This is a genomic window from Antribacter sp. NEAU-D49 (assembly GCF_057158775.1).
The window spans coordinates 233,249-251,758 of the sequence record NZ_JBXTSN010000001.1 but is presented as its reverse complement, the minus strand read 5'-3'; the positions used below and the strand labels follow the sequence as shown (position 1 = coordinate 251,758).

The following is an 18,510-nucleotide window of genomic DNA, read 5'->3' as shown; positions in this document are numbered from 1 at the left end:
GGGTGAGGGGGCTTCGCCCGCGCTCAGCCGCCCAGGAACGCCTGCATGATCGGCCCGGCCGTGGTGGACCCGAACTCGCCCTCCGCGACGAACACGGCCACGGCCAGATCACCGGCGATCGCCACCATCCAGACGTGCGGCGGGCCGGAGTTGTCGCCGTGCTCGGCGGTGCCGGTCTTGGCCCCCACGATGCCCGGCACGTTCTGCAGCACCTGCGCGGAGCCCTCGCGCACCACCCCGGCCATCAGCTCGCGGAGCGAGGCCGCCTCCTCGGCGGTCACGCCGTCCGACGCCGGAGCGGCCGGCTCCTCCGACGGCACCAGCACCGGCGCCACCCGGTGTCCTGCCGCGACGCTGGCGGCCACGTTCGCCATCGCGAGCGGCGACGCCAGGATCTCGCCCTGGCCGATCATCGAGGCCGCGTGCGTGGTCGCACCTGCCTCCGTGGGGACGCTCCCGAAGAAGCCGCCCGTCCCCAGAGCCGACTCGACGCCCAGACCGAGAGCGGCCGCGGAGTCATGGAGCGCCTGCTGGCTCACCGTCTCACGCTGCCCGATCATCGCCGTGTTGCAGGAATGGGCGAACGCCGTGGCCAGGGGGATCTCGCCGAGCGCACTCGTGGGGTATCCGGGCACGTTCTGGAACGTCCGCCCGTCCACGCTGATCTCCGTGGGGCACGAGACGGTCGACGACGGCGTCAGGCCGGATCGCAGCATCCCGAGCGTGGTCGCGATCTTGAACGTCGAGCCGGGCGGGTACTGGCCGAGCAGCGCGAAGTTCTGCTGGTCGTTGCCCGGCCCGTTCGCGGCGGCGACGACCTCACCGGTGGAGGGCCGGATGGCGACGATCGCACTGGCCGGGGCCACACCCGCGAGAACAGCCTCGGCACGCGCCTGGATGTCGACGTCGAGGGTGGTCTGCAGGGGCGTCCCGCCGACCGGCTCGACGGCGAACACCTGCCGCGGCTCGGCACCCTCGGCCGCCTCCTCGGCGGGCTGGACCGTGACCGCGACGCCGGGGACGCCGCGCAGCTGCTCGTCGTACTGGAGCTGCAGCCCCGACAGGCCCACCTGGTCGCCCTGCTGGATCTTGCCCTCGGACTTCTCGATGAGCTCGGCGGTCGCCTCGCCGGACCGGCCCAGGACCGGTCGCGCGAAGTCGGAGCTGGGGGCCAGGTGCTGGATGTCCTCGCGCACCAGGACGCCGGGCACCGACCGGATCGCCCCCAGGTCGTGACTGGTGTCGCCCTCCCGGACCGGGTACGCCTCGACGTAGGCCTTCTCGCCCGCGTCCCGGACGGCCGCGGCGAACCTGTCCGCGTCGAGCTCCGGCATGAGGGCGGCGAGTGCCCGGGCCGACCTGTCCCACTGGTCCGCCGTGAGGTTGAACTTGTCGATGCCCACGCGGTAGACCGTGCGGGCCGTGACGATCTTGGCACCGCCGGCGCCGAGGATCTCACCGCGCTGCGGCATGGTGCGGTCGACCGCCAGCCGCTCCCCGGCCTGCAGCTCGGGGACCAGGACGGTGGGGTCCCAGGTGGCTACCCACTCACCGGTCTCCTCGCCGTCCGCCGGCTCCGCGTAGGCCAGGTCGACCCGGGTGGTGTAGTCCCAGGCGGCCTCGGTCGTGACCGGCCAGGACCACTGGAGGGTCGCGGTGGCCCGCTTGCCGGCGTCGTCGCCCTCGGTGACCTCCTCGAGGTCGGCGACGGAGACGCTGTGGCCGCGGTCGCCGACGGCGGCGGTGAGCTGCTCGAAGACGGCCGTGTACTGCTCCTGGGGCACCACGGAGGTGGTGGTGTGGACGGGGACGCCGGACACGTCGCCCGACTCGAGCGCGGCCGCCAGCGCGTCGGCGGCGTCCTGCGGCTCAGGGACCGACGGGCCGCGGAAGAAGAGGAACCAGACGAGGACGGCGGCCGCCACGAGAACGACGGCGGAGACCACCGCGGCCACGACCTTGCCGCGTGATCGCGCCGGACGGGCAGGGCTCGCCGGCTGCTCCGGCCCGCCCTGGGGACCGAAGACGTCGGGCCCACCCGGATAACCAGGCCCGCCGGGGTGGCCAGGCCCGCCGGGGTAACCCGGCCCGCCCGGCTGCCCCTGGCCCGGGTACCCGCCGCCGGGGTGGCCCGGGCCCGGGTACCCCTGGCCCGGCACGCCCGGCGGGTACGCCCCGCCTGGGTGCGCGCCGGGCTGCCCGGCGCCGGACGGCGGTCCGGGCACACCGGCGTACCCCGGCGTGCCGGGTCCGGACTGATTCACGGGATAGCTCGACTCTGGGCCCACGCGGGTGAGAGTAACGGAGGCCGACAGACCACGCCGCCGCCACGCGCCGGCCATGACCGGCCCGCACCGGCCCGCACCGGCCCGCACCGGCCGAGAACAACCTTGTGCAGGCAACGCAACCCCGTTGCCTGCACAAGGTTGTCCTCGGCCGCGCCGGCACACCGCAACGCGCCGCGTCGCCTCAGCGACGCTCGTCGAGCGCCCGCCCCAGCCGCTGGACGGCCTCGGTGAGGATCTCCGCGCTCGTCGCAAGGTTCACCCGCACGTGCCCCTGGCCACCGCCGCCGAACGTCGCGCCGTCACCCAGGGCGACCCGCGCCCGGTCGACGAAGAACCGGTACGGCGACACGTCAGGCAGGGCGGTGGTGGCGTCCACCCAGGCGAGGTACGTCGCCCCGCCCGCACGATGCCGAAGCTCCGGCGCGTGCTCGGCGATCAGGGTGTCGAGCAGCGTGCGGTTGCGGGCGATCCCTGCCAGCACGCGGTCCAGCCAGTCGGACGTGTCGCGGTAGGCGGCGGCGTGGACGAGGACCGCGAGGTGGTTGACCGCGTGGTCCGCCTCCTCGGGCACCCGCCGGAGGTCGGCCACCGCATCGGGCCCCGCGACCGCGACGGCAGCCCGCATCCCGGCGAGGTTGTACGCCTTGGAGGCGGAGTGCAGCGCGATCGCCGGCTCCGACCCGGGCACGGCGAGCACCGGCACGAAGTCGTCCCACGCGGCGGCCGGCGCGGGCCCCGCAGCCCCGACGGCCCCGGCGGCCGGCGCGCCACGGCCGCCACCACCCCCGCTGCCGCCTGGCAGCGCGAGCCCAGCCGCGCCGCCGTCGGGCATCCCGGCGTAGCCCGCGATCGGCGCGTGGATCTCGTCGCTGACGACCCGCACGCCGTAGCGCGCGGCGAGCGCGAGCGTCGCGGCCAGCTCCTCGCGCGTGTGCGCGGTGCCGGTCGGGTTGTGCGGGTTGCAGAGCAGGAGGACGGCGCGACGCCCCGCCCCAGGTCCGGGTCCGTGGGGGTTCACCGCGCGGTCGAAAGCGGTCTCGAGCGCGGCGAGGTCGAGCCGGCCGTCGCGCAGCGGCGCCTCGACCACCTGGCGGCCCTCGTTGCGCACGAACCCGTAGAACGGTGCGTACACGGGCGGGGTCACCACGACGGCGTCGCCCGGTCCGGTCAGCACCCGCAGGAGCTCCATGGCGCCGACCATGACGTCGGCGACGGTCCGCGTCCGGGCGGGGTCCACCGTCCAGCCCCAGCGCCGCTCGGCGAGCTCGGCGAGCGCCTCACCATAGGTGCGGCCGTGGTCGTAGCCGAGGTCGCCGGCCGCGAGCGCCCGTCCGACCGCTTCCGCGACGACCGGAGCCACAGGCGTGTCCATCTCCGCGACGAACATCGGCAGCACGTCGGGCGCGAAGGCGCGCCACTTGACAGAGGTCCGACGCCGGAGCTCGTCCAGGCCGAGCGCGTCCAGCGGGGTGGTGGTGAGGTCAGGCGTCCGCACGCCGCCACGATACGCGCCGCACCACGGGGAGCGGGGTGTACCGGGCGCGGGAGGCGGCGAGCGCGAGGAGGCGCTGCTGCTGCCGACGGTTCAGGATCTCCATCCGGCGGAGGTCACGCTCGTCCTGCGTCAGCGTCGCGGTCATGGTCCACTCCTGGTTCGACGTGCCGTCCATCACTGACCAAGACGCACGAGCACCCTGATCCGTTGGTGAGGGAGCGAAACGTCACCCGTTCGTGACATCGCAGGTCAAGCAGCGTCAGGGCAGCAGGTCGCCGAACACCGAGTGCACCAGCGGCTGCAGGCGACCGTGCGTGTGGAAGAGCGCCGCCAGGTCGTGCTGCGCGCCTCCGGTCCACGCGAGCCCGGAGTCGTGGAGGAGCGCCACGGGCTTGCCGTGCTGCTCCAGGACCCAGAACCGGTAGGCCTCGGCGGGTGCCCCCGCGGGAGCGAGCGCGGCGATGACGCCCTGGAACTCCGGGGGCGCGTCGAGGCGGCCGGTCCCGGCCTCGTCGACCACGACGGAGCGGCCCACGATGCGGTCCGGCGTCATCACCGTCACCGCCTGGAGGTGGCAGATCACCTGGTAGGTCAGGGTCCGGGCGGACGGCGGGCGCACGTCGACGGTGACCGGGAACCCGGCCGCCTCCTCGAGCACGTCCACGAGGGCTGTGGGCTCGTCGCGGACGATCTCGAACCACGGTTCGGTGACGACGAGCCGCATCTCGCGGCCGACGTGCAGGGTGCTGCCCAGGCGGTCGAGAGCCCACCGCTGGACGAACACGGGGGACGACGCGGCGCCCGTCCAGCCTCCGATCCAGATGCGGTCGGACAGGCCGTCGGCAGAGCGCACGTGCACGACGGAGCACGCGGGATGTCGGCGGACGAGCTCAGTCGCGAGAAACCAGGATGCGTGCTCGACCCACCAGCGGGCAGCAGGGGTCACGCCCGGACCGTACAGGTAACTCCCTGGAAGGACCATGCCGGCCCTGCCTTTCACCCGCCGCGGGGCTCGCCGTCCGGGGTCGCGCCGAGTGCGGCGGCACGCCGTCGTTCCAGGTGCCGCCGCAGGTGCGGGTCGGTGGTGAGGCCGATCGCGCGGGCGTACGCCTCGTCCGCCGCCGGGTCTCCCGCTTCGGCGAGCAGGTGGGCGCGCACGGCCCAGCCCGGCTGGAACGTCGCCGGTACGGGGCCGTCGGCCCGGTCGAGCTCGGCGAGGCCCGCGGCGGGACCGTCCGTCCGGCCGAGGACCGCCGCGAGCGCCACCCGTGCACCGAGGCTGGGCGCCACGCGGACCAGCGCCCGGTGCAGCACCAGCAGGGCGGCCCAGTCGGTCCTCCCGGTCCGGGCGCGGTCGGCGTGGGCCGACTGGACGGCGGCCTCCAGCTGGAACCGGCCGACCCGGCGGAGGCCACCGACCCGGCGCGCCCGCTCCAGGAGGACGTCGCCCCTCCGGACAAGGCCGCCGTCCCAGCGGCGGGGGTCCTGCTCGTCGAGCGGCACCAGCTCGCCGTCCACCACGCGTGCGGGCGCCCGCGCCACGGAGTGGCAGAGGAGCGAGGCCAGGCCGAGCACCTCGGGCTCGCGGGGCAGCAGGTCCGTGAGCAGCAGCGCGAGATGCAGCGCCTCGCCGCCGAGCGACGTCCGGACCTCGGGCGCGTCACCGCGCCAGTCCACGGCGTACGCGCCGTAGACGGCCTCGAGCACCGGTCCCAGCCGGTCGGGAAGCTCCTCGGTCCCCGGCACGCGGAACGGGATGCCGGTGTCGCGGATGCGCCGCTTCGCGCGGACCAGCCGCTGCGCCATGGCGGCCGGCGGTACGGCAAACGCAGCAGCGACGTCGCGCGCCTCGACGCCCAGCACCGTCTGCAGCATCAGCGGCGTCCGGATGCCGGGCTCCACCGCCGGGTGGGCGCACACGAACAGCAGGGCGAGCCTCCGGTCGGGCAGCTCGCCGAGCGCCGCGTCGGCCGGGGCGCCCGGGTCCGCACCGTCCGCGGGGACGCGCAGGACCGAGGCGAGCGCGGCGTCGTCGGGCAGCGGGCCGCTGCGGAAGGTGGCCGACCGGTACAGGTCGCGGAGCCGGTTGCGCGCCACCGTGAGGAGCCAGCCCTCCGGGTTGGCGGGCACGCCGTCGGCCGGCCAGGTCCGCAGGGCGCGCTCGAACGCGTCGGCGAGGGCGTCCTCGGCGCGCCCGATGTCGCCGTCGCGGGCCGCGAGGAGCGCCAGGAGGCGCCCGTACGACGTGCGGGCCACCAGCTCCGCCCGGGCGAGCACCGTGCCCGACGGCGGACCCTCACCCCCGGCGGTCGGCCCGCCGGGAGCAGGGGTCACGACGCCGTGCACTCAGCGCGTCCAGGCGCCGTCGGCGTAGTGGGTGGCCGAGGGACGCACCTCGACCGTGCCCCACTGGGCGCTGGGCGCCTTCCGGGCCCAGGCGAGCGCGGAGTCCAGGTCGGGCACGTCGATCACGAAGGTGCCGCCGAGCTGCTCCTTCGTGTCCGCGAAGGGGCCGTCCTGGACGCGGAGCTCGCCGTCGCGCAGGGTGACCGTCGTGCTGGCGCTCGAGGGCTGCAGCACCTCGGCCGAGATCAGCGCGCCCGCCTCGTCGAGGGCCGCCGCATAGGCCTGGAAGGCGCGCTCGCCGTCGGCCTGGACGTCGGGGCCCAGGTCGGCCGCCGTCATCTCGGGGTAGTGCAGGAGCAGGGTGTATCGCATGGGTCGGTCCTCCGGGTCGTCGGTGGTGCTCGGACACCACCATGACGATCCGGAAGGGTCCCGGTCGACAGGCGCCCGGGCGGGTCAGACGCCCGCGGGCGCCGGCTTGACCACCGGCTCCCAGACCTGCGGCTCCAGCGTCACCGGCTCCTCCTCCACGATGCCCGCCCAGCGACGCGCCTCGGAGATCGTCTCGCTGAGGAGCGTCCGGAGCCGGTCGTCCACGTCCGGGACGAAGGCCTCCGAGATGCCCTGCACCGCCGTCGAGACCACGCTCGGCGCCGCGTCCCGCACGAACCGCTTGGGTCGCACGGTGGTGCCCGCGCAGAAGCGCTCCGCCCAGGCCGCGGTGCGCGGCACGGTGGCCAGGGCGTCCCGGCTCGCGGGCGCCAGCGTGCCCTCCGGACGGCCGTCGAGGGCGTCGAGCATGCGCTCGCTGCCCAGGATGGCCACGGCGAGGGTCTGCTGGCGGTCCGCGGGGGCCACCGGCAGCGCCGCCTGCGCCGCGTGGAGGGCGATCTGGACGTCCCACCGCGGGTCGTCGCTGGTCAGACCGATCACGGACGGGATCAGCGGGGCCAGCTGGGGCCGGGCCTGGTCCGAGGTGAGGTCGTTCACCGCGCGCGCGAGCATCGCGATCAGCGGGTGCGTGCACTGCGGGTGATCGCTCCACCGCTCGCCGGCGAGATAAGACGCCAGCTCCATGAAGCACGCGCCCTTCTTCGGGTTCCTGTGCTTGCCACGGCCGAGCATCGGCAAGATGTCGTACGGTCCTGCTTCGGTTCCAGTCACGAGTCCACCCCCGTCGAGGTTGGTGCCTCTTCCAGTGTGCGACCGCTGTGACGCGGATCGCAACGGCTGGCAGGCCCTGGATGTGCAGAAGGTCGGAGCGTGCCCGACTCGTCCGATGCTGCCTCAGACCTCGCGGTCCCGCACCCCGGGCGCCGTCTGAGGTACCTCAGACCACCTGAGCACGCCCCTGACCGGCCACGACTGCGCGACCTCCCGATCCGCGGGCCCCCGACTCAGGACGAGAGTCGTGGTCATCGGGAGGCATACGGCCTGCCGAGGACGCAGGAGGAATCATGAGCACGCTGTTCGGACCGGCGCTCGACGCCGAGGTGGCATACCGCCAGGAGCAGGCTCGGTCCGCCTACGGCCGGGGCTCCGGCCGGTGGGGCGGGGTCGTGCGCGCAGGCCGGCGGGTCGCGGCGAAGGTCGCCGGGGCGGGACGGGAAGCCGCGAGCGAGTCCGGGGGGGCGCACGGCGGCGTCCGGAAGACGCACGGGCGCCGGTTCGCGTGACGGCCGCACCTGTGACCACCCCACCTGTGACCATCGCACCTGTGGAAAAGCCCGCCCTCGATGTGGGCGACCGGTGGCACGATGACGGCATGCGCAGGTCTGCCGGAGTACCGCTGGTCGCCCGCCGCGAGGAGGCTGCCGCCCTTCTCGCGGCGGTCGAGCGCGCCGCCGTGGGAAAGCCGGGGGTGCTGCTGCTGGGTGGCGACGCCGGGGTGGGCAAGTCCCGGCTGCTCGCCCACGTCACGGAGCAGGCCCGTCGCGCCGGGGCGGTCGTGGTCACCGCGCACTGCGTCGACCTCGGCGAGGTCGGCATCCCCTATCTCCCTTTCACCGAGGCCCTGACGCAGCTCCAGGGCGGCGGGGCGGGGCCCGAGGTCGCCGCACGGGTGCAGAGCCTCGTGGCTGAACGGCCCGCGCTGTGGCGCCTGCTCGAGCCGGGCGGCGGCGGCGAGGCCGACCACGGTGAGCGCCTGCAGCTCTTCGACGGGATCGTGCGCAGCCTGGAGGCCGCCGGCGAGGCCGGGCGCCCCCTGCTGCTGGTCCTGGAGGACATGCACTGGGCCGACGCGTCGTCCCGTGACGCCCTCCGCTTCATCGTGTCGCGGCTGCGGTCCCAGCACGTCGCGTGCGTCGTCTCGTACCGCACGGACGACGTGGACCGCCGGCACCCCTTGCGCCGCCTCCTGGCCGAGCTGCACCGGGACCCGAGCACCGAGCGGGTCGACCTCGCGCCGTTCACCACCGACGAGCTGCGGGAGTTCACCACCGCCCTGGCAGGCGAGCCCCTCACCGTCGGTGCGTTCGAAGAGGTGCGCGTCCGGTCCGAGGGCAACGCGTTCTTCGCCGAGGAGCTGCTGGAGGCGGGCCCCGAGGGTGGCCTGCCCTGGTCCCTGGCAGACGTGCTGCACGCGCGCCTCGAACGCCTCGACGCCGCGGTGCAGCAGGTCGTGCGGCTCGCGTCCGTCGCCGGGCGCCGGGTCCGCGAGGACGTCCTGCGGGCCGCCGCCCTCCGCCTGCGCCCGCCCGGGACGCCCGACGGGGTGGCGCTCGCCCCGAGCGCGCCCGCCCCGAGCGCGCTCGCCCCGGGCACGCCCGGCCCCGGCGGGGCGGTGGCCGGGTCCCCCTCGGCCGGTGCCGCGGCACCTGGTGCCACGGAGCGGATCGACGCCGCCCTGCGCGAGGCGGTCGCCCACCAGGTGCTCGGCGTGGAGGACGGATACCTGGCGTTCCGGCACGCCCTGCTCGCCGAGGCCCTGTACCTGGACCTGCTGCCGGGCGAGTGCGCGGCCGCACATCGCGCATACCTGGCGGCACTCGCCGAGGACGGCCCGTCGGGGCAGCCGCTCGGCTCGCCGGCAGAGCGCGCGCACCACGCGCTCCAGGCGCACGACCTGCCGACGGCGCTCGTCGCGTCGCGGGACGCCGCCCGCCGTGCCGCCCGCATCCTCGCGCCCGAGGAGCAGCTCCGGCACCTCGAGCAGGTGCTGAACCTGTGGGACTCGGTTCCTGGCGCCGCCGGCCTGCTCGGCGAGGACCAGGTCGACGTGGCTCTGGCCGCCAGCGACGCCGCCGCGCGGGCGGGCCACAGCAACCGGTCCGTCCGGCTCGCTCGGCGCGCGGTGGACGCCCTGGCCCACGACCCGGTGCGGCAGGCCACGGCCCGCCACGTCCTGGCCCGCCGTCTGCTCGACCTCGACACCGCGGGGGCGGTCGAGGAGTCCATGGAGCAGACGGCCGCGGCGCTGGCCGCACTCCCGGAGGAGTCGTCGTCGGCGAGAGCCTGGACGCTCGCGATCCGGGCCCGTGCCGCCATGTACCTCGCCCGGGAGGGCAGCGAGCAGGACGACGAGTCCCGGCGGGTCGCGGAGCAGGCGATCGAGGTGGCGCGCGCGGTCCCGGACCCGGGGGCCGAGGCCGACGCGCTGACCACGCTCGCCGTGCTCCTCGTGGACGACGCCGACGAGTCCGTCCGGCTGCTCGAGTCCGCCCGGCAGCGTGCGGCCGACGCCGGCGAGGTCTTCACCGAGCTGCGCTGCTGGTACAACATCTCGGCCAACCGCTTCTACGCGGGCCACCTCGACACGGCCCAGGAGGTCCTGGACAAGGCGCTGTCCCGGGCCGAGGAGCTGGGCCTCGGGTGGAGCGGGGCGGCGATGGAGCTGCGGGTGGTGGGCGAGGTGTGCCGGTACTTCCTGGGCGACCTCACGGACCGGCCGGTGGGGGACGTGACCCCCGAGGCGGCTCCGTGGCTGGCGGGCTCCGGCATGTACGCGGCCGTCGCGCGTGGCGACGCCGACGTGGTGGAGCGCGGGTTCGCCCTGCGGTCCGGGTGGGACCACGACGGCATGATCGCCCTCGTGGCGGGCGGGTGCCTCGTGGACGCGCTCACCTGGGCCGGCCGCTACGACGAGGCCGTGACCATCGGCGAGGAGCTCACCGCGCACCTGGGCGCCGTGTGGTCGGAGTTCTTCCTGGGGCGGGTGTGGCTGTCGGCGCTCGCCATCGCCGCCCTGGCCGACGCCGCCGACTCCGACCCCGGTCCGGGGCGCGCCGACCCGGACCGCGTGGCGCGCGGGGACGCCCTCCTCGCCGTGGCGCGAGAGACCGCCCAGCGAGGGCGACCGCGCGGGGGCGTCCTGGGCCCCGAAGGGCGGGCGTGGCTCCAGCGAGCCGCCGCGGAGAACGCCCGTCTCCGGGCGATCGCGGGCCTGCCGCCCCTCGACGAGACCGGCGGCGTCCCCGACGAGACCGGCGGCGTCCCCGACGAGCCCTCGGCGTGGCGCGCGGCGGCGCGCCAGTGGCAGGAGACGGTGACGGCCTTCGGCTTCGGCTACCGGTACGAGGTGGCCCGCTCGCGGTACCGGTGGGCCGAGGCCCTCCTCGGCGCGGGCGAGCGCGAGCTCGCCGGGGTGGAGGCCACCGAGGCCCTCACCGAGGCGGAGGCCATGGGCGCCGTTCCCCTGGCTCAGGCCGTCCGTGCCCTGGCCCGCCGGGGCCGGCTGGACCTGCCGGGAGTGCGCCACGCGACGACGTCGGCCCTCACGGACCGCGAGGAGGAGGTGCTGACCCTCGTGGCGCAGGGACTGTCCAACCGGCAGATCGGCGAGCGCCTCTTCATCTCGACCAAGACGGTCAGCGTCCACGTGTCCAACGTGCTCGCGAAGCTCGGGGCGTCCGGGCGGGCGGAGGCCGTGAGCCTGGCGCACCAGCGCGGCCTGCTCCAGGTCTGAGCGCGCTCCCGGACGGCACTGCGCTGACCTGGGTGCATCTCTCGCGCAGTGGGGCCTTTCCATCAATACTGGGCAGGTGCCGACGGATCTCCAGGCTGTGCGCGAGCTCGTGCACGTCGGCCTGGGCAACGCCGTGGCGGACGAGGCTTTCGACCGGTTCGCGCGGCTGGTCCGCCGTCAGCTGCGGGTGCCGATGGCGATGGTCGCCTTCGCCGTCCCGGGCGGCTACGTGTACCCGGGCGCCGAGGGCCTGCTCGAACCGTTCCAGACGGAACGCCGCTTCCTGAGCCCCGCCCCGTTCAGCCAGCAGGTGATCCGCACGGGGGCGCCCGTCGTCGTCCACGACACGCGTGCGGACCCCGAGCACGGCGACAGCTACGTGGTCCGCGAGATGAGCCTGGGTGCCTACGCCGGCTACCCCGTCTTCGACCTGAGGGGCCGGGCCGTGGGCGCCCTCTGCGCCATGGACACCCGGCCACGGCGCTGGCGGGAGGAAGACCTGGAGGGCCTCGCCGACCTCGCCGCCGCGTGCACCGCGGAGCTGCGGATGCGGGCCGAGCGTGAGCGGTCGCGCCGCATCCAGCAGGCCGCCGTGCGCGCGAACCGGCGCAGCCGCTTCCTCCTGTCGCTCAGCGAGGCGTTCGCCGACGCCACCACGGTCGACGAGATCGAGGAGGTCATCGCCGACGTCGCCACCACGGGCATCGGGGCGCGCTACTGCGCGCTGGCTCTCACGGACAACGACCGGCGAGGCCTCACCTACGTGTCCCTGCTGCACACCGAGCCCGGCCTCCCGGCGGGGTACCGGCACGCGCGGATCGAGGACCCGCGGCCGTGCGCCCAGGTGGTGCGCACCGGGGAGTCGCTGTTCTTCCGCACCACCGAGGAGATGATGCACGCCTTCCCCCGCTCCCGGGGGAACGTGGACGCGAGCATGGGAGCGCGCTCCTACCTGCCCGTGACCGCGGGCGGGTCGGTCATCGCGGTGATCTCGTTCGTGTGGGAGCAGGACCGCGAGCCGGACGAGGACACGTTCGCGCTGGAATCCGCGCTGGCGCACTACACGGCCCACGCGCTCGAGCGGGCCCGGCTGCTCGACGAGCGGCGCGAGGCCGCCAAGACGCTGCAGCTCTCCATGCTCTCCAAGCTGCCCGACGTCTCACGGCTCGACCTGGCGTGCACCTACTCGCCGGCAGCACGCGGCGACCAGGTGGGCGGCGACTGGTACGACGCGGTGCAGGTGGACGACGACGCGGTGCTGCTCATGATCGGCGACGTCACCGGCCACGACATGCGCGCGGCGGCCAAGATGGGGCAGCTCCGGTCGCTGCTGCGGGCGCTCGCGTGGAGCCACGACGAGTCGCCGTCGGCCCTCCTCACCCTGCTCGACCGCGCGAACGCGGGGCTCGGGCTCGGTGCGACCGGCACGGCCGTGGTGGCACGGCTCGACCGCCACACCGGGCCCGACTCGGGGGCGTACGAGCTGACCTGGTCCAACGCGGGCCATCCGCCGCCGCTGGTCCTGCGGGCCGACGGCCGGATCGAGCGGCTCAGCTCGATGCCCGACCTCATGCTCGGCGTGAAGCCGTCGGTCGCGCGCACTGACCACGTCACGGTGCTGCGGCCCGGCGAGACGCTGCTGCTCTACACGGACGGCCTCGTGGAGCAGCGCGGCGGGAACGCGGACGAGTGGCTGTCCGACCTCGAGGCCATGTTCGCCCGCCTGAGCACCACGGCCACGGCCGCGCTCCCGGTCACCCTGGTGCGCCGGCTCGTGGGCGACCGGCAGCGCGACGACGTGGCGGTCCTCGCCGTCCGCGTGCGCGTGCAGGCGCCGACGGGCCCGCCGTCGCCGTCCGGCCCGGCGCTCGCCGAGCGCAAGGTCGCCGCTCGGCTGAGCGAGCTCGCGCCCGCCCGGCTGTGGGTCGACGACGTGCTGGAGGCGTGCGGCGTGCCGCTGACCCAGCGCCGCACCATCATGCTCCTGACCAGCGAGGTCCTGACCAACGCGCTGGACCACGGCGAGGCCCCGTTCGTCGCCACGGTCGAGGTCGACGAGGAGCGCGTCCGGATCGGCGTGCGCGACTCGTCCCCCGCCCAGCCGCAGCTGCGGGAGCCCAAGATCCGGGACTTCGGCGGGCGTGGCGTCCAGTTCCTCGAACGGCTCGCGTCGCGGTGGGGCGTGGACCGCCACCAGGAGCCCGCGACCCGCGCGAGCAGGCGGTCGAGGCGCAAGGGAAAGACCGTCTGGTTCGAGCTGGACCGCCAGCCCGGGACCGTGTCAGTACCCCGGCGTACGGTGTGAGTCATGACACAGACAGCGAGCACCACGACCGAGAGCACGGTGTCCACCGGCCTCCGGGACGGCGAGCTGTCGTCGGCCCTCGAGGGGCACCGTCGTGAGCTGACCGGATACTGCTACCGGCTGCTCGGCGGCGCGTTCGAGGCGGACGACGCCGTGCAGGAGACCATGCTTCGTGCGTGGAAGTCGTACGACCGGTTCGAGGGCCGGTCGTCGCTCCGCACGTGGCTCTACCGGATCGCCACCAACGTCTGCTTCGACCAGCTGGGCTCGAGCCGGTCCAAGCGTGAGCGTCCGATGGGCCTGGGCCCGGCGTCCACGCCCGTGCTGGAGAACTTCGGCGACGTGCTGCCCGAGGAGTCGTGGGTGGAGCCCGTCCCGGACAACCACGTGCTGCCCGGCCCCGGCGACCCCGCCGACACCGCGGTGGCACGCGAGTCCGTCCGGCTCGCGTTCGTCGCGGCGCTGCAGCACCTGCCCTCGCGCCAGCGGGCCGTGCTCATCCTCCGTGAGGTGCTGCGCTGGCCGGCCACGGAGGTGGCCACGCTGCTCGACACGTCCGTCGCGTCGGTGAACAGCGCCCTGCAGCGGGCGCGCGCCACCCTCGCCGACCGCGACCTGAGCCGGTCGGAGGCACGGGCCGAGCGGGTGGCCGGCCCCGACGCCGCGGAGGACAACGCCCTCCTCGAGCGGTATGTCGAGGCGTTCGAGCGGTACGACATGGACGCGCTGGTGGGGCTCCTGCGGCAGGACGCGGTGCTCAACATGCCGCCGTACACGATGTGGGTGCAGGGACCGGAGGCGATCACGCGCTGGATGCTGGGGCCGGGGATGAAGTGCGCGGGCTCGCGCTGCCTTCCGGTACGGGCCAACGGGTCGCTCGCGTTCGGCCAGTACCGCCCCGACCCCGCGGGCGGGCACGCGCCGTGGGCGCTGGTGGTGCTGGACGACGACGGGGAGAAGGTCACCGGGATCACCTCGTTTCTCGACACGGCGACGTGGTTCGCGCGGTTCGGCCTGCCGGAGCACCTCGACTGAGCGTCGCACCCGTACCCTCGGGGTGTGAGTGTGCGATCCGTGGTGGTCGGCGTGGACCACAAGCAGCCGGAGCTCCCCCGGCGCGCGGCGGGGCTCGTCCAGTCCCTGGGCGGCAGCCTCGTCGAGCTCGTGTGCGTGTGGGTCGACGAGTCGGCGGTCACGAGCTCTGGTGGCTTCACCGTCTCGGTGGATCCTGACATCGCCGTGACGGGCGACGCGTACGGCGCCGACCCGCTCGACGGCCTGGGCCGGGCCATGGCAGACGTCGGGCTGCCGTGGAGCTGCGTACGCACTGCTGGCGACCCCGCACGGGAGCTTGCCCGCGTGGCCGACGAGGTGGGCGCCGTCATGATCGTGGTAGGCGCCCGGCGCGCGGGCCTGCGGAGCTGGACGACCCACCTGGTGGGCGGAACGGTCGCGGGCCGGCTCGTGCACGACCAGCGTCGGCCGGTCGTGGTGCTGCCGCCGGGCGCGCCGTCCCCCGACCTGTCGTGAGGCGGCGCGCGCCCGGTGGCGCCGGTGGGCACGGCGGCGAGCCGGGCGCCGGTCTGCGAGCGCCGGCCGGCCGCCGGCCGCCGCACCGGGAACCCGCGCTGATCGGGCTCGTCGCTGCCGGGGGTGCGGTCGGGTCCGTGCTCCGGTACCTGGTGGCCCTCGCGCTGCCCGCAGCGGGGTGGCCGGTGTCCGGCTGGCCCGTCGCGACCCTGCTGGTCAACGTCGTGGGCGCGTTCGCCCTCGGCTGGCTCCTGGAACGGCTCGGCCGCGCGGGCGCGGAGACGCCGCGGCGGCGCGGGCTGCGGCTCGCCCTGGGCACCGGGCTGCTCGGCGGCTTCACCACGTACTCGGCGTTCGCGCTGGAGATCTGGTCCCTGCTCGACGGCGGGCGGGGTCTGAGCGCCGTCGGCTACGTCGCCACGACGATCATCGTGGGCACCGCGGCGTGCGTCGCGGGGATCGCCGTCGGGGCGCGGCCCTCCGGCCGGGGCGGGCGGCGCAAGGACCTGCGAACGGACGCGGGAGGAGGCCGGTGAGCCCGTTGCTGATCGCTCTCGTCGCGGCCGGCGGCGCGCTGGGTGCCGCGGCGCGCTTCGTGCTGGACGGCGAGGTCCGGACCCGTGCGCGCGCAGGCTTCCCGTGGGGCACCTTCACGGTGAACGTGCTGGGCTCGCTCGTCATCGGGGTGGTGACGGGTGTCCTCCTGGGCCCGGAGGCCATGGACGGAACGGTGGAACCCTGGCGGGCCGCGCTCGCCACCGGCCTGTGCGGCGGGTTCACCACGTTCTCCACAGCCACTGTGGAAGCCGTGCGCCTCGCGCAGTCGGGACGGCTGCGGCTCGCGGTCGCGTCCGTGCTCGGCACGCTGCTGGTGACGGTCGCCGCGGTCGCCGTCGGGATTGCCGTGGGAACGCTGTTCTGACGTCGCGACCAGGCGATCGTGCAGCGTTTCCGGCCGGATTCGCTGCACGATCGCCTGATCACGGAGTGTGCGGCGGACGCCGGCGGGCACGCCGCGTCCAGCAGCCGCGCGGACGTGCCCGTGTCGGTGGCGGGTGGCAGGCTGACGGGCATGAGCCTCATGCTCCTCGACACCGCCAGCCTGTACTTCCGCGCCTACTTCGGCGTGCCCGACTCGCTGCGCTCGCCGGACGGCCAGCCCGTCAACGCCGTGCGCGGCCTCCTGGACACGATCGCGTGGCTCGTCACGGAGCACGGGCCGGAGCGCATGGTCGCGTGCTGGGACGACGACTGGCGGCCTGCCTTCCGGGTGGCGGCGATCCCCTCGTACAAGGCGCACCGCGTCGCCGTCCCGGGCGACGGCACCAGCCCCGACGTCGAGGAGGTCCCCGACGCGCTGACGGCACAGATCCCGGTGATCGTCGACGTCCTGGGGGCGATCGGCATCGCCCGCGTGGGCGTCCCCGGCTACGAGGCGGACGACGTGATCGGCACGCTCACCGCCCACGAGGTCGCGGCCGCGGGCGACGTGGACATCGTGACGGGCGACCGCGACCTCTTCCAGCTGGTCGACGACGAGGCGGGCGTGCGGGTCCTCTACCCCGCACGGGGCGTCCGGGACCCCGATGTGGTGGACCTCGCGTTCCTCCAGTCGAAGTACGGCATCCGCTCCGGCGCGGCGTACGCCGACCTGGCGCTGCTCCGTGGCGACCCGAGCGACGGCCTGCCCGGGGTGCCCGGTATCGGCGAGAAGACGGCGGCCAAGCTGCTCGCGCAGTACGGCGACCTCACCGGCATCCTTGCCGCGCGGGACTCGGGCGACGCGGGGCTCACCGCCACCCAGCGCCGGCGTCTCCAGGAGGCCGACGACTACCTGCGGGTCGCGCCGGCGGTGGTCCACGTCGCCCGGAACGCCCCCGTCGGAGAGGTCGACGCGACGCTGCCGGCCGCACCCCACGACCCAGCGGCGCTCGACACCCTCGCGGAGCGCTGGGGTCTTCGGTCCAGCGTCGACCGCGTCCTCACAGCCTTTGCCGCGCGCGCGGCCGGCTGAGCGCGCCGTCCACGACCCGCCCCACCCAGGAGGAACCCCCATGCCGACCACTCCCGAGCTGCCCAAGGGCGCACCCGTCTGGATCGAGCTCTGCACCACGGACCCGGACGCCGCCGTGCCGTTCTACACGGCCCTGTTCGGCTGGGAGCACCAGGGCTCCGGGCCGGAGCTCGGTGGTTACGGCACCTTCGCCAAGGACGGCCGGCCCGTCGCCGGCTCCACCCCGGTGCAGAGCCCGGAGCAGGCGGGGTGGTCCGTCTACCTGCAGACGGCGGACGCCGACGCGGCCACCGCGCGCGCCAGGTCGGCGGGCGCCACGGTGGTCACCGAGCCTGCGGACGTGGCCGCGCGGGGCCGCTACGCCTGGCTGTCCGATCCCAGCGGCGCGCAGGTCGGATTCTGGCAGCCCGGTACCCACCGCGGCAGCGAGCTCGTCGTGGAGCACGGCGCGCCCGCCTGGTACGAGCTCATGACGACCGGCTACGCCGCAGCCCTGGACTTCTACGCGAGGGCTGCGCTGTGGGACGTCCACACCATGAGCGACACGGCGGAGTTCCGGTACTCCACGCTCGGCGAGGGCGAGTCGGCCCGGGCCGGGATCATGGACGCGTCCGGCTTCCTGCCCGACGGCGTGCCCTCGTTCTGGGTGGTCTACCTCGGCGCCGACGACCCCGACGCCACGGCGAAGCACGCTGAGGAGCTCGGCGGCCGGGTGCTGGAGCCGCCGGCGGACACGCCGTTCGGCCGGCTGGCCACCGTGGCCGACCCGCAGGGCACCCAGTTCAAGATCATCGGCGTCTGACGAGCCGTCAGCGCAGCGCCGCCACCGCGGCGTCGTAGCGGTCCAGCACGAGCTCGACCAGCCGCGCGTCAGCCTTCTCGGCGTACGGCGCGCCGGCCACCGGCTCGCTCACCACGTCGGCCCCGGCCTCCAGCACCCGGTCGAGGAAGTAGCCGGGGGCCAGGAGGTACGACACGACGACGACCCGCGCCCCGGCGCCGCTCGACGCCCGGGCGGCCGCGACGGCGTCGGGCACCCGGGGGGTGGCGCCCGCGCCGTACGACGCGACGACCGGGCGGCCGACGCGCTCGGCGAGGCCGCGCGCGACCTCCTCGACCGCGTCGGCGGCGGCCGCCACGGACGACCCCGCGGCCGCGAGGACCAGGACGTCGTCGGGCCGGGGAGCCACGTCCGCGAGGCGGTCGGCGAGGATGTCGACGAGCCGCGCGTCGGGGCCGAGCGGCTGGGCCGCCGCGGCCGTGGTGCCCTCCGACGCCGCGTTCACCCCGGCCACCGCCTCCGCGATGTCGACCCGGACGTGATACCCGGTCGAGAGCAGCAGCGGCACCACGACCGCCGAGCCCGCGTCCGCGACGGCCTGGGCCAGCACGTCGGCGACCTCGGGCTGCTGCACGTCCACGAACGCCTCACGCACGTCCAGACCCGGCCGGGCGGCGCGGACGCCGTCGAGCAGGGCACGGACGGCGTGCTGCCCCGCTGGGTCGTCGGTGCCGTGCGAGGTGCCGACAAGCACTGGTTCCATGTGAAGTCCTTTCGGGTCCCGAGGTGTCAGAAGCTCCCCGGTGGATACGCCGGAGAGCTCCTGACAACTCGCCGAGGGGCAG

The 18,510-nt window shown here is 75.1% G+C and carries 17 protein-coding genes; 9 read left to right on the top strand and 8 right to left on the bottom strand.

Annotation, left to right across the window (positions count from 1 at the left end):
- Positions 1-23: 23 nt before the first annotated feature.
- The 7 genes from AC060K_RS01165 to AC060K_RS01135 form a co-directional block, all read right to left on the bottom strand.
- Complete coding sequence (locus tag AC060K_RS01165; RefSeq protein WP_483763609.1) at positions 24-2,264, bottom strand: penicillin-binding transpeptidase domain-containing protein; 2,241 nt, start codon at positions 2,262-2,264, stop codon at positions 24-26.
- Positions 2,265-2,469: 205 nt separating this feature from the next.
- Positions 2,470-3,783: a MalY/PatB family protein gene (locus AC060K_RS01160; RefSeq protein WP_483763608.1), complete on the bottom strand. Its 1,314-nt coding sequence runs from the start codon at positions 3,781-3,783 to the stop codon at positions 2,470-2,472.
- Entirely contained in the window at positions 3,770-3,928 is a 159-nt protein-coding gene (locus tag AC060K_RS01155; RefSeq protein ID WP_483763607.1) for a hypothetical protein, read from the bottom strand. Before AC060K_RS01155 ends, AC060K_RS01160 begins: the two co-directional genes overlap by 14 nt.
- A gap of 114 nt (positions 3,929-4,042) precedes the next feature.
- Entirely contained in the window at positions 4,043-4,729 is a 687-nt protein-coding gene (locus AC060K_RS01150; RefSeq protein ID WP_483763606.1) for a TY-Chap2 family putative peptide chaperone, read from the bottom strand.
- A 50-nt stretch (positions 4,730-4,779) separates the two neighbouring features.
- On the bottom strand, positions 4,780-6,117 hold the full coding sequence (locus AC060K_RS01145) for an RNA polymerase sigma factor (RefSeq protein ID WP_483763605.1): 1,338 nt from the start codon (positions 6,115-6,117) through the stop codon (positions 4,780-4,782).
- 12 nt (positions 6,118-6,129) lie between these two features.
- Positions 6,130-6,501 (bottom strand): YciI family protein, encoded by a 372-nt coding sequence (locus AC060K_RS01140; RefSeq protein ID WP_483763604.1) that lies wholly within the window; start codon positions 6,499-6,501, stop codon positions 6,130-6,132.
- Positions 6,502-6,585: 84 nt separating this feature from the next.
- Complete coding sequence (locus AC060K_RS01135; protein ID WP_483763603.1) at positions 6,586-7,293, bottom strand: hypothetical protein; 708 nt, start codon at positions 7,291-7,293, stop codon at positions 6,586-6,588.
- A 293-nt stretch (positions 7,294-7,586) separates the two neighbouring features.
- Here AC060K_RS01135 and AC060K_RS01130 point away from each other — a divergent pair, with 293 nt between their 5' ends.
- From AC060K_RS01130 to AC060K_RS01090, 9 genes are all read left to right on the top strand, one after another.
- The gene (locus tag AC060K_RS01130; RefSeq protein ID WP_483763602.1) at positions 7,587-7,805 is read left to right on the top strand and encodes a hypothetical protein; all 219 of its coding nucleotides are present in this window, start codon (positions 7,587-7,589) and stop codon (positions 7,803-7,805) included.
- 89 nt (positions 7,806-7,894) lie between these two features.
- Complete coding sequence (locus AC060K_RS01125; RefSeq protein ID WP_483763601.1) at positions 7,895-11,035, top strand: helix-turn-helix transcriptional regulator; 3,141 nt, start codon at positions 7,895-7,897, stop codon at positions 11,033-11,035.
- A gap of 76 nt (positions 11,036-11,111) precedes the next feature.
- Positions 11,112-13,340 (top strand): SpoIIE family protein phosphatase, encoded by a 2,229-nt coding sequence (locus AC060K_RS01120; protein WP_483763600.1) that lies wholly within the window; start codon positions 11,112-11,114, stop codon positions 13,338-13,340.
- A gap of 3 nt (positions 13,341-13,343) precedes the next feature.
- Complete coding sequence (locus AC060K_RS01115; protein ID WP_483763599.1) at positions 13,344-14,375, top strand: sigma-70 family RNA polymerase sigma factor; 1,032 nt, start codon at positions 13,344-13,346, stop codon at positions 14,373-14,375.
- Positions 14,376-14,399: 24 nt separating this feature from the next.
- Complete coding sequence (locus AC060K_RS01110) at positions 14,400-14,870, top strand: universal stress protein (RefSeq protein WP_483763598.1); 471 nt, start codon at positions 14,400-14,402, stop codon at positions 14,868-14,870.
- Positions 14,867-15,406, top strand: a complete 540-nt coding sequence (locus AC060K_RS01105; RefSeq protein ID WP_483763597.1) for a fluoride efflux transporter FluC — start codon at positions 14,867-14,869, stop codon at positions 15,404-15,406. The genes AC060K_RS01110 and AC060K_RS01105 overlap by 4 nt, the downstream gene beginning before the upstream one ends.
- A complete protein-coding gene (crcB, locus tag AC060K_RS01100) occupies positions 15,403-15,792 on the top strand; it encodes a fluoride efflux transporter CrcB (protein ID WP_483763596.1) in 390 nt (129 codons plus the stop codon). Before AC060K_RS01105 ends, crcB begins: the two co-directional genes overlap by 4 nt.
- A 150-nt stretch (positions 15,793-15,942) precedes the next feature.
- Complete coding sequence (locus AC060K_RS01095) at positions 15,943-16,884, top strand: 5'-3' exonuclease (RefSeq protein WP_483763595.1); 942 nt, start codon at positions 15,943-15,945, stop codon at positions 16,882-16,884.
- A 40-nt stretch (positions 16,885-16,924) separates the two neighbouring features.
- The gene (locus AC060K_RS01090) at positions 16,925-17,686 is read left to right on the top strand and encodes a VOC family protein (RefSeq protein ID WP_483763594.1); all 762 of its coding nucleotides are present in this window, start codon (positions 16,925-16,927) and stop codon (positions 17,684-17,686) included.
- Between the two features lie 7 nt (positions 17,687-17,693).
- Here the strand turns inward: AC060K_RS01090 and AC060K_RS01085 are convergent, their stop codons facing one another.
- The gene (locus AC060K_RS01085; RefSeq protein ID WP_483763593.1) at positions 17,694-18,428 is read right to left on the bottom strand and encodes a sirohydrochlorin chelatase; all 735 of its coding nucleotides are present in this window, start codon (positions 18,426-18,428) and stop codon (positions 17,694-17,696) included.
- Between the last annotated feature and the right edge of the window lie 82 nt (positions 18,429-18,510).